The sequence below is a fragment of the Halodurantibacterium flavum genome, assembly GCF_042681825.1.
GTDB classification, from domain to species: Bacteria; Pseudomonadota; Alphaproteobacteria; order Rhodobacterales; family Rhodobacteraceae; genus Halodurantibacterium; species Halodurantibacterium flavum.
In genome coordinates this window covers 352,717-366,663 of sequence record NZ_JBHUGH010000009.1, presented here as the reverse complement: position 1 = coordinate 366,663, position 13,947 = coordinate 352,717, and the positions used below count along the sequence as shown (strand labels likewise).

Sequence of the window (13,947 nt, the reverse complement as noted above, 5' to 3'; positions counted from 1 at the left end):
TCCGTCAGAGCCCCAGCGCGCCCTGAACCGCCGGCAGACCAGGTTCCCCTGAAAGGGTGGTCACGCCGTCCAGCCACGTTTCGAGAACAGCGGGATTCTCGCTTATCCAGTCGCGGGCAGCATCCTGCGGATCGGCGCCTTCATCCAGGATCGCCCCCATCAGGGCGTTCTCCATCTCCAGCTCAAAGACGAGGTTTCCGAAGAAGGTCGCCGCATTGGGACATTCATCAGACCAGCCCGTCCGTGCCAGCGTAAAGACCTCGGCGCCGCCATAGTCCGGCCCGAAATAATCGTCGCCGCCCGAGAGATAGGTAATGTCGATGGCCGTGTTCATCGGATGCGGCGCCCAGGCGAGAAAGACCGCCGGCCGGCCCGCCCTGTCGTTGCGCTGCACCTGGGCAAGCATCGCCTGCTCACCGGATTCCATCAAGGTCCAGTCCGACAGATCGAAATCGCCCGACTCGATCATGTTGCGGATGTTCTCGTTGGCGGGCGCGCCGGGCTCGATCCCGTAGATGGTGCGGTTGAACGCATCTGCATGGTCCGAGAGATCCGCGAAATCGGCCACGCCCAGTTCTGCCCCCGCAGGGTTCACGGCAAGCGTGAAAACCGCGCCTTCCAGATTGCGCGCCAGAACCTCCACCGCATTCGCTGCGTTCAGGTCGTCGATGAAATGCTGCTGCGCGGGCATCCAGTTTCCAAGAAACACGTCGATGTCACCGTTGCGGATGGCCTCGTAGCCGATCGGGACGGAAAGGTTGCGGATTTCCGGCGTGTAACCCAGCCCCTCCAGCAGGACCGCCGCCACCGCATTGGTCGCCGTGATATCCGTCCAGCCGGGATCGGAAAGGCGGATTGTGGAACAAGTCTCCGGATCGGCAGCAACTGCGGGCAGGGGCAGCAGCACGGAAAGACAAAGGGCAGAGGCGGAAAGACGGCGGCCGGAAAGGGCGCGGGCAAAGGTCATGTAGCGGTCCTGTTCATTGGGTCGATCCTCAAACGACGATCAGACTAGCGCGCGCGGGCACCGCTTCAAGGAAATGCGCCCCGGGCGTGAGGTGCCGGGGCGCATTTGATCATTCGATCACCGCGCAGGCGATCCGGTCGCCCGCATCGCCCGTGGGCTGGCTTTCATAGTCGTCCGGGTCGGCATGGATCATCAGCGCGCGGCCCATCACCGATGTCTCGCCCTCGGCAAGGGTGATATAGCTGTTGAAGACCTCAGCGCGCAGCATTCCGTCGCCATCGACATATTGGTTCGGCATGTCGCCCGCATGGGGGCCACCTTCGGCGAAATAGCCATGCGCGCTGTCGTCGGGGTTGAAGTGGCCACCGGCAGACTCATGGTCGGTTTCGGGGTCACATTCGCCCGTCTCATGCACATGGAAGGCGACCCAGGCTGACGGCGGGAGGCCGCCGACATCCAGCGTCACCAGAACGCCGCCCTCGGCCGCCTCGCTCAGCGTGGCGGTGCCAAGTTCCGTCCCGTCGGGGCTGAGGAAGGTTGCGCTGGCCTCCTGCGCGATGGCAGGTGCGGCGACGAGCAAGGCTGCAAGGGATGCGCCTGCGCAGGACAGGCTGAAGCGGCGTGACATGGGATATCTCCTTCGGTCAGGCTATGGAGATGCTGAACCCTGAACAACGCTCGATGTTCCTGCCGTGCCTCTTGTCGGCGGGTCAGCCTATCAGCTTATGCGCCCCCTGCGCGCCGCGATGGGGCGCTCGCGGGATCTGCAGGGCTTCGTTCGGCATCTCGGCCAGCATGTTCCGCAGCGAGATCCGCTGTTCGTCGATCAGGCGGAATTCCGGCGCGTCGCTATGGGTGGCGGCAAGCGCGCGCTCGTAAAGCTTCAGGATATTCCGCTCCCCTTCGATCAGGGCCACCTCCGATTTCTGGCAAGGGCGGGAATGCAGCGAAAATTCGGATTTGGCGCCATACCGCAGCGCGGCCCGAAGCGTGGCCGCAGCGCGACGGCGTGCGGCGAGCATCCCCGGCACCGGCAGGGTAGCACCGCGACGGCGATGGGCCTCCATCGAAAAGACACTCTGATCGAGCGCCTGCAACAGGGCTTCTATGGGAGAGTCATGTATCATTGGCCTGGGCTGCTCGGTGTTCTGCTTTTCGACAAAACCCCGGCGGGGTGGAGTTGTTCCCCAGATCACGCCGATTTATCGGCGCCCGTTGCCCCCGGCCCGTCGCCCGGCCTGTCACCCGGCGTGACGGGAAGCCCAGGCCTGACGCAACGCCTCGTCCAGTTGCGTGGGCGTGATCGGTTTTTCGATCACCGCCACATCGGGATGAACGGGCAGGTTCGACCGGGAATATCCCGTCGCCATCACCACCGGAACACCATCGGCAAGCAGCTTTTCCGAAAGCTCGAACGACGTCCGCCCATGGCTGAGGTTCACGTCGAGTAGGGCGATATCGGGTTTTGCGCGGGCGACCGCCTCGGCGGCGGCCTCAAGCGTATAGACCTGTTCCACCTGCTCGAAGCCCAGGTCAAAGAGGGTGTCAACCGTCTCCAGGGCGATAATCGCTTCGTCCTCCAGATAGAGGAGGCGAAGGTTGGAGGGGGTCCACCTCTGTGTCATAATCCACTTCCGTTGCTGCATTCCAAGGCAGATCCAAAACGGCCTCAAGCCCCTCCGGTTCCCACTCCATCCGCATGGTGCCGCCCATCGTACCGGTGATGAGCGACCGGATAAGCTGCGTACCAAACCCTTCGCGTTCGGGCGGGGCTATGCGGGGGCCGTCCTTTTCGCGCCAGCGCAGGATCAGCCGTTCGCCATCGCCTTCGTCCAGGCGCGACCACTGCACCTGAACGCGCCCGGTCGAGTTCGAGAAGGCCCCATACTTCGCCGCATTGGTGGCAAGTTCATGGATCGCCATGCCGACCGCCAGCGTTCCCCGCGCATTGAGCCGCAGGTCGGGCCCCCGAAGGATCACCCGCTCATCGCCATAGATCTGCAAAAGCTCGGGCGTCAGGACGTCGCGAATGGCGGTCGAGGCCCAGTTTTCCGCCGTGAGCAGATTATGCGTATGCGCAAGCGCCCTGATCCGCTGATCCAGCGTTTCAAGGATCACCTTGGGATCGCCCGTTTCCCGCCGGGCCCGGTTCACCAGCGCGATCACATTCGACAGCATGTTCTTCACGCGGTGCTGCAGTTCGCGCATGATCCGACGCAGATCGGCCTGCATGTCCACATGGCTGGTCACGTCGCGCACGTTCATGCCGACCGCGCTGACCTTGCCGCCCTGACGCAGCGGGTACCAGTCCACCTCCCATATCCGGGGGCTGTCGGGATGGGCGCGGGTGTTGCCCCGCACAACCTGCCGCAGGATCGGCTCGCCAGTGCGGAGCACCTTTTCCACCGGGCGGATGGCGGCCTCGCCCAGTTCGGGCACGATGTCCGAGATATGGCGGCCGATATGTTCCTCGACGGTAAAGCCGTGGATTTCCGCGAGATGCGGATTGACCCGGATATAGCAAAGGTCCGACCCGATCAGGGCCATCGCGGTCGGGCTGACGGTGTAAAGCTCCTCGATCTCTTCAAGCCGGGCGCGGGCCTCGGCGGTGGCGCGTTCCAGATCCTGGGCATAGCGCGCGACCGTTGTGACGTCGAAGACCGAAAAGACGACCCCGCCCGCGCCCACGCCGTCCGCCCGATACGGGGCAAAGCGGACCGAGACCTCGGCCTTGCCGTCAAGCGTCGAAAGCTCCCGTTCCTCCGAGATGCCCGTCGAGGCGACGCGGCGGCAGGCCTCCATCACCGCGGCCATGTCGAGACGCGCCCCGATATCCTCGAGCGCGCGACCCCGGTCCTGTTCGACAAAGCGGAAATAGGCGACCGCCTCGGGGGTGAAGTTGCGCAGCCGGAACTGGTCGTCCAGAAAAACCGTCGCGATCTGCGTGCTTTCGGTAAAGTTCGCGAGATCGGCATTCGCCTCGTTCAGTTCCCGGACCTTGTTCTGAAGCTCTTCGTTGGTCGTCGAAAGCTCTTCGTTTGCCGATTGAAGCTCTTCGTTCATCGACATCATTTCTTCGTTGGAGCTTTTCAGCTCCTCGTTCGAGGTCTCCAGCTCTTCGATCGTGGTGCGGATGGTCTGGCGGGCATCCTCCAGCTCGTCCTCAAGCTGGCCCACATAGGCCTCGTCGATGACGATCCGCGCCTCGGCATCGTCGTCCCGCGGCGTGTCCGAGGTCAGCGGCCGGAAGGTCACGAGCCGTTCGCCCTCGCCTATATCCTCGGCGGACAGCAGGAGCCGGGGCGGCATGTCGGGGCCAAGATCGGCCACCTCGATCTGCCGATGGCTGCCCTTGCCCAGCGTCAACCCGGTCAATAGCCGCCTTACCGCCGGCTCCAGCGCGGGCAGGATCAGCTTGCGCAGGCCGAGCGATACTGGCCCGCTGGGCACCTTGACGAAACGTTCGGCGCCGGGGCCGACCATCTGGACCTCATCGCCCGAGCCGACGATCAGAAAGGCCGGGGCGTGCCGCGCCAGCAGCGCATTCGCTACATTAACCGGCATCGCAAGGCGGGGTGCCTCGGTCTCCGGCGCATCCTCGGGCATCGCCAGGAGCGACGGACGATAGGCGCGCGGCAGGTCGAGCGGGCGGGCCGGCGCGCTGTTCCGGCGATAGACCCGCTGCCCCGCCGCGATCTCGCGAAAGCTGTCATCCTCGGCGCGGGGCGTCTCGCTCGGGCCCATGATCAGGTAGCCGCCGGGGCGCAGCGCATAGTGAAAGATGCGGGTCGCCAGTTCCTGAAGGTTCTGGCTGAAATAGATCATCAGGTTGCGGCAGCTCAGCAGGTCGAGCTTGGAAAAGGGCGGATCCTTGATCAGGCTCTGGCTGGAAAAGCGCACCATGTCGCGCAAGGGGCCTGCAACGTCATAGCCGTGGCGCGTGGGCGTGAAATACCGTTCGAGCAGGTTATGGGGCACCTCGGTGATGATCGAGTTCGGATAGGACCCGCGCCGCGCGATATCGAGCGCTTCGTCGTCGATATCGGTGCCGAAGATCGCGACGCGGGGGCGGATGTCGGTCCGCTCCATCGCCTCGGCGATCAGGATGGCGATGGAATAGGCCTCCTGACCCGTGGCGCAACCGGGGACCCAGACGCGCAGTTCGTCATCCATCCCCTTGCCGGCAAGGATTTCCGGGATCAGCCGGGTGCGCAGCGTTTCGAACACCTCGGGATCGCGGAAAAAGCAGGTGACGTTTATCAGAAGGTCGCGGTAAAGGCGCTCGGCCTCGCGCTTGTTCTGCACCAGTTCGCGCAGATAGTCCGAGGGTTCGTCCAACCCCAGCACGGACATGCGCAACGACACCCGGCGCAGGATCGTCGCATGCTTGTAGCCGGAAAAGTCGTGGCCGGTGCGGTAGCGGACGTTCTTGACGACCTTTTCCAGAAACTCGGCGTCGCTTTCGATGGCGGGGGCGATGCCGCGCCGACGGTCGTGGAAATCCCGCAGGACCGGCATCATGTCGCCCACCGGCAGCACCATGTCCACCGCCTCGGTCGCGATGGCGCTGCGGGGCATTCCGTCGTAACGCGCCTCGCGCGGTTCCTGCGCAAAGACGAGGCCACCGGCCTCCTTGATCGCGCGCACCCCCTGGCTGCCGTCGCTGCCGGTGCCCGAGAGCACCACGACCGCGGCCTGTTGTCCATGGGCGCGGGCAAGGCTTTCGAAGAACTTGTCGATGGGTCTGCGCATTCCGCGGGGGTCGGTGAACTCGACCAGACGCAGGGTACGGTCCTCGATTTCCAGCTGGAAGGCGGGCGGGATCAGGTAGATATGCCCGGCCTGCACCTGCATCCCGTCCTCGATCGAAACGACCGGGGCGCGGGTCCGTTTGGAGAGGATTTCGGGCAGAAGGCTCACATGCTCGGGGTCGAGATGCTGCACCAGGATCAGCGCGAATTCATCCGAGGGTCGTAGCGTCGCCAGCAACGCCTGAAACGCCTCCAACCCACCGGCCGAGGCGCCTACACCGAAGATGACAAGGTCTGAAGGCCCTGCCTCTGCTCCGTCTGGCCGGGCCTCTTCGGTCATTTTGCCGCATCCCGGTATGGTAAGTCGAACCGCATCGCGATAGAGCTACAGGATTGGCCCCCAAGGTCAATGGCATTTGCGGAAGGAGGTTGATCATGTCCGTCATGCCCGACCGGATGGAGGTCATTCGCGGCGTTTTCGAACGCTCACCCGTGGCGCTTACGCTCGCTGATCTGGATCGCGAGGATGCGCCGCTTCTGCTGGCGAACGACCGCTTTGCGCGGCTCACCGGCTATGGCGCAAGCGAGATGATCGGCAAGAACTGCCGCTTCCTGCAGCGCCCCGGCGAAAACGAGCAGGCCTGTGCCGATGTGCGCGGGGCGATGGAGAGCTTCAGAGAGGTTCAGGTCGTCTTTCGCAACTATCGCAAGAACGGAGAGCAATTCGACAACCTGCTGTTCCTGCATCCGATCGACGGGCCAAACGGCGCGCGCTACATGCTCGGCTCTCAGTTCGAGCTGGTGCCGCAACGTCCCGGGGCGATGCAGGGCGCGGCAACCCATCACGTCGCGGGGCTGAGCGACGATCTCGCGCGGCTGACGCGGCTGTCCGAGCAGCTTCACGCCGAACGCCGGCGCCATATGGCCGCGGCCGCGGCAAGCCTTGTGGCCACCTGGATGCGCAACCGCCGGATCTGAGGCCTTCGTTAACGCAGCGGGATGCGCGCCTCGGCGCATGTCCCGCGCGGCACACGGCGATAGTCGAGGCTCGTTTCAAGGCTCGCAGCCATGGAATTGATGATGCTGGTGCCCAGCCCGGTGCCTTGCGCGGGTGCGCCCGGGTCGAACCCGGCGCCGTCGTCGGACACGCGCAAAAGCGCCGTCTGCGGATCTTCCCGGCGCAGGCTGACCCGGATCTCGCCCGCCGCGCCGCCGGGATAGGCGTATTTCATCGCATTGGTCACAAGTTCCGCGACGATCATCCCGATCGAAACCGCCCGGTCCGCCGAAAGGGTGATCGCATCCGCCTCGAGCCGCAGGGTGACGTCGCGCCCCTCGTCCCGCAGGGTGGCGTCCAGATCGTCGATCAACGTGCCGAGATACTTGTCCATGTCCACATTGCGCACGTCCTCGGACGTGTAGAGCGCACGGTGCATCCGGGCGATGGCGGTGATGCGGGCATGGGTTTCGGTCAGCTCGGCCTTGGCCTCTTCGCTGCGGCTCCGGGTGGCCTGAAGACGCAAGAGCCCCGAAACCATTGCAAGGCTGTTCGCGACGCGGTGGTTCACCTCGGCCAGCAGCGCCTCGGCCCGTTCCTTGGCGCGGCGCATTTCAGCATCGGCCAGTTCCTTTTCGGTCCGCAACTGTTCGTTCGTGATGGCCTGATCGATTGCCGCGACCAGAAGCGACAGGAATTCCTCGCCGGCGGTCTTGGTGACGTAATCGGCCGCCCCCGCCTTCATCGCGTCGATGGCGACCTGCGCCTCGCTCGACCCGGTGACATAGACGACGGGCACGCGGATATCCGCAGCCCGCAACTGACGCAGCACATCCTGTCCGGTGCCGCTGCGCAGATAGTGGTCGAGCACGATGACCTTGAACGGCTCCTCCCGCACGATGCGCAGGATATGGTCCGGATCTTCCGCATGGACGACCTCGATCCCCTTGCGCCCGAACACCTTTTGCACAAGGCGGACGAGCGCTGCGTCATCGTCGACATAGAGAATTCGGGTCATCATCCCGGGACAGACGTTCACGGAACCTGCATCACGGCAAAGAAGAGGCCGAGTTGCCGGATCGCGTTGGCAAAGCTGTCATAGTCCACCGGTTTGGTGATGTAGACGTTGGCGCCCAGGTCATAGCAGCGCTGGATCTCCGCCTCGTCATCGGTGGTCGTCAGGATCACGACGGGCAGGCGGCGGGTGTTGGGATTCGTCTTGACCTTTTCCAGAATGTCGATGCCCGACATGTCCGGAAGGTTCAGGTCGAGCAGGATCAGCAGATAACGATCCGCCGAGACGATGCCGCTGCGGTCCGTCCCGAGAATATGGTCCAGCGCCTCGGTGCCATTGGTGAACGGCACGATCTCGTTGTTGACGCCCGCGCGGCGCACGTTCTTTTCGATGAGGCGCGCATGGCCCTCATCGTCCTCGATCATGATGATCGTGACTTCCTTGCCAAGGGCTTTCATCGTTGCATCGTCCTCATGATTTGCGACAGATCCAGCGGCAGCCGCAGAATGAATGTTGCCCCCGCGCCCAGCGTGGAGGTGACGGTGATTTCCCCGCCAAGGTTGCGGGCGAGTGAGCGCACATGCGCAAGCCCGATCCCCTCGCCGGCCTTGTCCTGCTGTCCCGACCGGCGGAACAGCTCGAAGATCCGCTCATGGTCCTCTGCCGCGATCCCGCGGCCGTTATCTTCCACCTCCAGCCGGATCATGCGCGGCCCGTCGCGGCGGGCCTTGATGCGCAGCCGGATCGCGCGGTCAGGGTGGCTATACTTGATGGCGTTGTCAAAGAGATTGCCGAGGATCTGTTCCAGCGACAAGCGGTCGCTGATGACCGGCGGCACATCCATGTCGATCACCACCTCGCCCTCCATCTCGGAGATCTGGTGCTGCACCGTGTCCGATGTTTGCTCCACAAGCTCGCGCAGGTCGATCCGTTCGGGGCGCAGTTGACGGCGACCGTCGCGGGAGATCTTGAGGATCGCGTTGATCAGCGCATCCATCTTGCGGGTCGAGGACCGGATGAACTCGATCGCCTCGGGCAGGTCTTCCGAGGCGGCGGCGCGCGCCTCAAGGATTTCCTGTTCCGAGAGCGGGCTGTTGTCGGCCAGCACATAGGCCTGCAACGCGCGCAGCGATGTCTCCAGCTCGCTCGTGAAACCCATCACGTTCACCAAGGGTGCGCGCAGGTCATGGGTCACGATATAGGCGAAACGCTGGATTTCCTGATTGGCGCGCATCAGGTCCTCGGTCCGCTCGTTCACCTTGCCTTCAAGGCTCGCGTTCAGCGTCTCCACTTCGTGGTGGGCCGCGCGGAGCGCGTTGATGTGACGCAGGATCACCATGATCGCGCCGCCGACCACGATCAGCATGGCAAGCGCGCTGAGGCCGGAGAAGATCCGCAGCTGGCTGCTGATCGCAAGGTGGCGCTGCACTTCGTCCTGGATCAGGATGTCGGACTGGTCGATGATCGCGTCGAGATCCGCGCGGATCTCGTTCATCGCGTCGAGCCCGGTTTCCGCCGCGACAAGCTCCTGTGCCGCCGTCAGGTCGTCGGCGTCGACAAGCGCGAGTGTCTGGGCCATCTCGCCGAGCTTGACAGTCACGGCATCGCGCAGATCCGGCAGGATCGATTCGCGCGGGCTGCCGGCCACTGCCTCGGCGAGCGTGTCCAGCGCGTCCCCCACCTGCTGGATCGACTGGGTATAGGGTTCAAGAAAGGCCGGTTCCTGCGTGAGCAGATAGCCGCGCTGCCCCGTCTCGGCCTCTTGCAGGGTGCGCAGTAGATCGACCGCGCTGCGCCGCACCTGCCGTTCGTCCATCACGCTTATGAAAAGTTCGTTCGAGCGGTCGGCGAGCCAGATGGTAGAGCCGACCAGCGCGATCAGGATGCTCGCCCCCACAAGAAGCATGAGCAGCGAAGTTCGGATGAAGGAGGTGCTGCTGACCGGCACGGCGCGGGGGTCCCTCTTGACGCTTCTGGCGGGCGTTTCACGAACCTCCCGCAATGGCCGGACGGAAGGGGCGTTCCACTTCTAATGCTTTTCGGCGCCTCTGCAACGCATAATTTTGCGGGATTTGCCGCGACGGGGCGTCACCACCCCAATTTCGCCCGAGCGGGCATACTGCTTGACCGAAAGCGGTTGATCTGACAGCGTTTACGCAGGCGATCCGGGCGGTTTGACCGTACGGGCGATCAGGGGCGGCAGCGGTGGCGGATGCGGATGTAGCGGTAGTCGGGGCGGGGATCGTGGGCTGTGCGGTGGCGCGCCGCTTTGCACTGGAAGGGGCGCGGGTCGTCCTGATCGAGCGCGGCGCGGATATCCTTTCGGGGGCGAGCAAGGCGAACAGCGCGATCCTTCATACCGGGTTCGACGCGCCGCCTGACAGCCTCGAACTCGCCTGCATGCGCGAGGGGCGGGGCGAGTATCTCGCGATCCGCGACCGGTTCAACCTGCCGCTGCTGGAAACGGGCGCCATCGTGACCGCCTGGACCGAGGCGCAGGAGGGCCAGCTTGACGCCATTGCCGCCAAGGCCGCCACCAACGGGGTTCCCGTCGAACGCCTCGGGAAGGCCGACCTGCGCCGCCTTGAACCGGGGCTGGGCGAGGCGGCACGCGCGGGCCTGCGCGTTGCCGGGGAAGACGTGATCGACCCGTGGAGCCCGGCACTTGCCTATGTCTTGCAGGCGATGACCCATGGCGCGCGCGTCCTGCGCGGCGAAGAGGTGCGGGCGGGACACTTTGACGGTGCGCTCTGGCACCTGACGACCAGCCGACGGGTGCTGCGGGCGAGGACCGTCATCAACTGCGCGGGGCTCTATGGCGACCGGCTGGAACAGATCCTGCTGGGCCATGGCAGTTTCGAGATCCGGCCGCGCAAGGGGCAGTTCGTGGTCTTTGACAAGGCTGCGGCCGCCCTGTTGCGCCACATCATCCTGCCGGTGCCGACCGCGCGGACCAAGGGGGTCGTGATCTGCCGCACCGCCTTTGGCAATGTGCTTGTGGGCCCCACGGCCGAGGAACAGGAAGACCGCGATCACCCCGCGACCGATGCGGCCACCCTGCGCGCCCTGCTGGCCGAGGCTGCGCGGATGGTCCCGGCACTGGCACAGGTTCCGGTCACCGCGACCTATGCGGGCCTGCGTCCCGCGACCGAGGAAAGCGCCTATCGCATCCGCCATGAACCGCTGCGCAACTGGATCACGCTGGGCGGCATCCGCTCGACCGGACTTACGGCGGCGCTGGGACTCGCGGCCCATGCCTTTCGTCTCTACAGCGGCGACGGCCCCGCGCATGACCCTGTGGCGGATCCGGTCTGGCCCCGGATGCCGATGCTGGCCGAGGATGGCGCGCGGGACTGGCAGCGCCCCGGCTATGAAGAGATCGTCTGCCATTGCGAGATGGTCACGCGGCGGGAAATCGAGGCGGCGCTCGCCTCGGCCCTGCCGCCGGGCAATCTGGGGGGCTTACGGCGGCGGACACGGGCGGCGATGGGCCGGTGCCAGGGGTTCAACTGTCTCGGGCGGATCGCCGCGCTTACGGCGGGGCGTCTTGATCCGCCGCTGGCCTGCGGGACGGGTGGCGAGGCGGGGCGGGGCGGCGATGGCTGACATCCTCATCATCGGGGCAGGGCCGGCGGGTCTTGCGGCGGCGGCGGTCACGGCTGCGGCGGGCCACCGCGTGACCGTGCTTGAACGCGAGGACGAGCCCGGCGGCATCCCCCGCTTTTGCGGCCACTCCCCCTTCGGGATGCGGGAATTCGGGCGTCTGATGGGCGGGCGCACCTATGCGCGGCGTCTTTCCAATGCGGCCCGGTCGGCGGGCGCGTCGATCCTCATGCGCCACTCGGCGCTTGGCCTTGGTCCGGATGGTGGGCTCGAGGTCGCCACCCCCGATGGTCCGTGCCGCTTCGGTTTCGACCGGATGATCCTTGCCACGGGAACCCGCGAGGCAACGGCGGCGGCGCGCCTGCTGCCGGGCGCGCGTCCCTATGGTGTGATGAACACCGGCGCGCTGCAAAGGCTGGCGGATGCGGGCCTTGTGCCATTTTGCCGACCCGTGATCCTTGGCAGCGAACTGGTCGCCCTTTCGGCGATCCTGACCTGCCGGGCCTTAGGCATCCGCCCTGTCGCGCTGGTGGAAGAGGATACGCGCCTGCGCGTGCGACCTCCGTTCAGCGCCTTTCCCCGGCTGATCGGCCTGCTGGTCCTGCGGGGCGCGACGGTGGACAACATTCGTGGCCTGCGTCAGGTCGAGGGCGTGGAGCTACGCCTTGCCGACGGCGGTACGCGGTCGATCGACTGTGACGGGGTGATCGTCTCGGGGCGTTTCACGCCGGAAAGCGCGCTGGCGCGGATGCTCGGCCTTGCCCTCGATCCGCTGACCGGCGGGCCGCAGGTCGATGGCGAGGGCCGCAGTTCGGACCCTCGGATATTCGCGGCCGGAAACATGCTCCGCCCGGTTGAGACCGCCGGCTGGTGCTGGCAGGAAGGCCGCGCGACCGCCCAAAGCGTGCTGGCGGATCTGATGGCGCAGAGCCGCCCGCCGGACATCCCCGTCCGGGCCGGCGAGAACATCCGCTGGGTCATGCCGCAACGCATTTCACCGGGGCAGGGCGGCACGCTCCAGCTCCGGGCCGGGGGGCATGGGCGCGGGGTGCTGGAGCTTTGGCAGGGCGACACGCTTTTGCATCGCAAAAGGCTGCGCCACGGGCCGGAAACGCGCATCCTCGTTCCGCTCGCGGGGATTGGGGTTCAGGACCGGGACCCGCTCCGGATCAGTCTGAAGAGGCCGTGAATGCGCATCGTTGCACTGGATCAGGGAACGACCTCGACCCGCGCGCTGCTGCGCAGCGAGCGTGGCGCGGAGGTGGTCCATTCCCTGCGTCACCGCCAGATCCACCCCGCCGCCGGGCGGGTCGAACATGACCCTGACGAGCTTCTCTCCGCGCTGCGCGACTGCCTTGAGGCCACGGGTCCGGCCGATGCGATTGCCATCGCGAACCAGGGCGAGAGCTGCCTTGCCTGGGACGCGGTGACCGGACGGCCCCTGTCCCCCATCATCGTCTGGCAGGACCGCCGGACCGAGGATATCTGCCGCAGGCTGGAGGCTGAGGGCGCGGCCCCGCTTGTCGCGTCCCGGGCGGGGCTTCCGCTCGATCCATATTTCTCCGCCTCGAAACTCGGCTGGCTGCTGCAGAACATCCCCGACGTCGCCGATGCACGCCGGACCGGGCGGTTGCGACTGGGCACGACGGATGCGTTCTTCCTGCAAGCCCTGACCGGCGCGTGTTCGACCGATGTGACGACCGCCTCGCGCAGTTCGCTCATGTCGCTTGGCGCGGGCGAGTGGGACCCGGAGCTTTGCGATCTGTTCGGCGTCCCCGTCGAGTGTCTGCCCCCGATCCGCCCGACCGTCAGCCCCTTCGGGTCCGTCGACGGCGTGCCGGTGCTGGCAAGCGTGACGGACCAGCAGGCCGCGCTTTACGGGCATGGCTGCCGCATCGCGGGCGATACCAAGATGACCTTCGGCACCGGGGCCTTCGCGCTGACGCTTACCGGGGGTCAACCGCTGTCGGGGCAGGGGCTGTTGCCGACGGTCGCCTGGCAGATCGGCGATGGGCCGATGCAATACGCGCTCGATGGCGGTGTCTATGACGCGGGCAGCGCGGTGGAATGGGCGATGCGCAGCGGCTGGCTGCGCGACCTGTCCGAACTCGACCGTTTCGACGCAGCCCCCGCGGTGTCGCGCGGGATCGTGTTCATTCCGGCCTTTTCAGGGCTCGCCTGTCCCTGGTGGGATCGCAGCGCCGCGCCCCTTCTGATCGGCGCCGATGCCGGCTCTGGCCCCCGCGATCTGGTGCAGGCCCTGCTGGAAGGGGTCGCCTTCCTCTCGGCCCGGGTGGTCGGCGCGTTGCAGGATGTCGGTGGTCACGGCGGGGATCGGGCGCTCTCGATCGATGGCGGGCTGAGCCGGTCGCCCGGCTTCGTGCAGTTCCTCGCCGATCTGATCGGCCGGCCCGTCATTGCCCGGGGCTTTGCCGATCTGACCGCGCTGGGGGCGGCGGATATGGCGGCGCTCGGCCTCGGGCAGGATCTGCCGCCCTATCAGGCCGAGGACCGCACCTATACCCCGCGCGACTGCCCAAGGGCCGAATGGATGGCGCGGTTCGAGGCGGCGCTGGACCGCGCGCGGGGCTGGCGCGCGCCGTGATCTTCCCGA

The 13,947-nt window shown here is 66.1% G+C and carries 12 protein-coding genes; 4 read left to right on the top strand and 8 right to left on the bottom strand.

Annotated features, from left to right (window positions below):
• Positions 1 to 4: 4 nt before the first annotated feature.
• From choX to ACFSGJ_RS12390, 5 genes are all read right to left on the bottom strand, one after another.
• Positions 5 to 967: a choline ABC transporter substrate-binding protein gene (gene choX / locus ACFSGJ_RS12410; protein ID WP_390262149.1), complete on the bottom strand. Its 963-nt coding sequence runs from the start codon at positions 965 to 967 to the stop codon at positions 5 to 7.
• Between the two features lie 109 nt (positions 968 to 1,076).
• Positions 1,077 to 1,595, bottom strand: coding sequence for a superoxide dismutase family protein (locus ACFSGJ_RS12405; protein WP_390262146.1), 519 nt, complete (start codon positions 1,593 to 1,595; stop codon positions 1,077 to 1,079).
• An 82-nt stretch (positions 1,596 to 1,677) separates the two neighbouring features.
• Positions 1,678 to 2,094, bottom strand: a complete 417-nt coding sequence (locus ACFSGJ_RS12400) for a hypothetical protein (RefSeq protein ID WP_390262143.1) — start codon at positions 2,092 to 2,094, stop codon at positions 1,678 to 1,680.
• Between the two features lie 114 nt (positions 2,095 to 2,208).
• Positions 2,209 to 2,592 carry a response regulator gene (locus tag ACFSGJ_RS12395; protein ID WP_390262140.1) on the bottom strand — a complete coding sequence of 128 codons (384 nt, stop codon included), beginning with the start codon at positions 2,590 to 2,592 and terminating at the stop codon, positions 2,209 to 2,211.
• Positions 2,513 to 6,058, bottom strand: coding sequence for a chemotaxis protein CheB (locus tag ACFSGJ_RS12390; RefSeq protein WP_390262138.1), 3,546 nt, complete (start codon positions 6,056 to 6,058; stop codon positions 2,513 to 2,515). Before ACFSGJ_RS12390 ends, ACFSGJ_RS12395 begins: the two co-directional genes overlap by 80 nt.
• A 95-nt stretch (positions 6,059 to 6,153) precedes the next feature.
• Between ACFSGJ_RS12390 and ACFSGJ_RS12385 the strand changes: the two genes are divergently transcribed.
• A complete protein-coding gene (locus ACFSGJ_RS12385; protein ID WP_390262135.1) occupies positions 6,154 to 6,696 on the top strand; it encodes a PAS domain-containing protein in 543 nt (180 codons plus the stop codon).
• Between the two features lie 8 nt (positions 6,697 to 6,704).
• Here ACFSGJ_RS12385 and ACFSGJ_RS12380 read toward each other — a convergent pair whose 3' ends face one another.
• From ACFSGJ_RS12380 to ACFSGJ_RS12370, 3 genes are read right to left on the bottom strand one after another with little or no spacing between them, the layout of a single operon-like run.
• Entirely contained in the window at positions 6,705 to 7,754 is a 1,050-nt protein-coding gene (locus ACFSGJ_RS12380; protein WP_390262132.1) for a histidine kinase dimerization/phosphoacceptor domain -containing protein, read from the bottom strand.
• Entirely contained in the window at positions 7,751 to 8,188 is a 438-nt protein-coding gene (locus tag ACFSGJ_RS12375; protein ID WP_390262130.1) for a response regulator, read from the bottom strand. The genes ACFSGJ_RS12380 and ACFSGJ_RS12375 overlap by 4 nt, the downstream gene beginning before the upstream one ends.
• Positions 8,185 to 9,678: a sensor histidine kinase gene (locus ACFSGJ_RS12370; RefSeq protein WP_390262127.1), complete on the bottom strand. Its 1,494-nt coding sequence runs from the start codon at positions 9,676 to 9,678 to the stop codon at positions 8,185 to 8,187. Before ACFSGJ_RS12370 ends, ACFSGJ_RS12375 begins: the two co-directional genes overlap by 4 nt.
• A 257-nt stretch (positions 9,679 to 9,935) precedes the next feature.
• Between ACFSGJ_RS12370 and ACFSGJ_RS12365 the strand changes: the two genes are divergently transcribed.
• From ACFSGJ_RS12365 to ACFSGJ_RS12355, 3 genes are read left to right on the top strand one after another with little or no spacing between them, the layout of a single operon-like run.
• Positions 9,936 to 11,336 (top strand): NAD(P)/FAD-dependent oxidoreductase, encoded by a 1,401-nt coding sequence (locus ACFSGJ_RS12365; protein ID WP_390262124.1) that lies wholly within the window; start codon positions 9,936 to 9,938, stop codon positions 11,334 to 11,336.
• Positions 11,329 to 12,522: an FAD-dependent oxidoreductase gene (locus ACFSGJ_RS12360; RefSeq protein WP_390262121.1), complete on the top strand. Its 1,194-nt coding sequence runs from the start codon at positions 11,329 to 11,331 to the stop codon at positions 12,520 to 12,522. Before ACFSGJ_RS12365 ends, ACFSGJ_RS12360 begins: the two co-directional genes overlap by 8 nt.
• Positions 12,523 to 13,938 (top strand): FGGY family carbohydrate kinase, encoded by a 1,416-nt coding sequence (locus ACFSGJ_RS12355; protein ID WP_390262118.1) that lies wholly within the window; start codon positions 12,523 to 12,525, stop codon positions 13,936 to 13,938.
• Positions 13,939 to 13,947: the final 9 nt, after the last annotated feature.

Coding starts and splice junctions, on each gene's coding strand:
- ACFSGJ_RS12405 (WP_390262146.1), bottom strand. CDS start 1,595: ATGTCACGCCGCTTCAGCCTGTCCTGCGCAGGCGCATCCCTTGCAGCC.
- choX (WP_390262149.1), bottom strand. CDS start 967: ATGACCTTTGCCCGCGCCCTTTCCGGCCGCCGTCTTTCCGCCTCTGCC.
- ACFSGJ_RS12390 (WP_390262138.1), bottom strand. CDS start 6,058: ATGACCGAAGAGGCCCGGCCAGACGGAGCAGAGGCAGGGCCTTCAGAC.
- ACFSGJ_RS12355 (WP_390262118.1), top strand. CDS start 12,523: ATGCGCATCGTTGCACTGGATCAGGGAACGACCTCGACCCGCGCGCTG.
- ACFSGJ_RS12385 (WP_390262135.1), top strand. CDS start 6,154: ATGTCCGTCATGCCCGACCGGATGGAGGTCATTCGCGGCGTTTTCGAA.
- ACFSGJ_RS12375 (WP_390262130.1), bottom strand. CDS start 8,188: ATGAAAGCCCTTGGCAAGGAAGTCACGATCATCATGATCGAGGACGAT.
- ACFSGJ_RS12360 (WP_390262121.1), top strand. CDS start 11,329: ATGGCTGACATCCTCATCATCGGGGCAGGGCCGGCGGGTCTTGCGGCG.
- ACFSGJ_RS12400 (WP_390262143.1), bottom strand. CDS start 2,094: ATGATACATGACTCTCCCATAGAAGCCCTGTTGCAGGCGCTCGATCAG.
- ACFSGJ_RS12395 (WP_390262140.1), bottom strand. CDS start 2,592: ATGACACAGAGGTGGACCCCCTCCAACCTTCGCCTCCTCTATCTGGAG.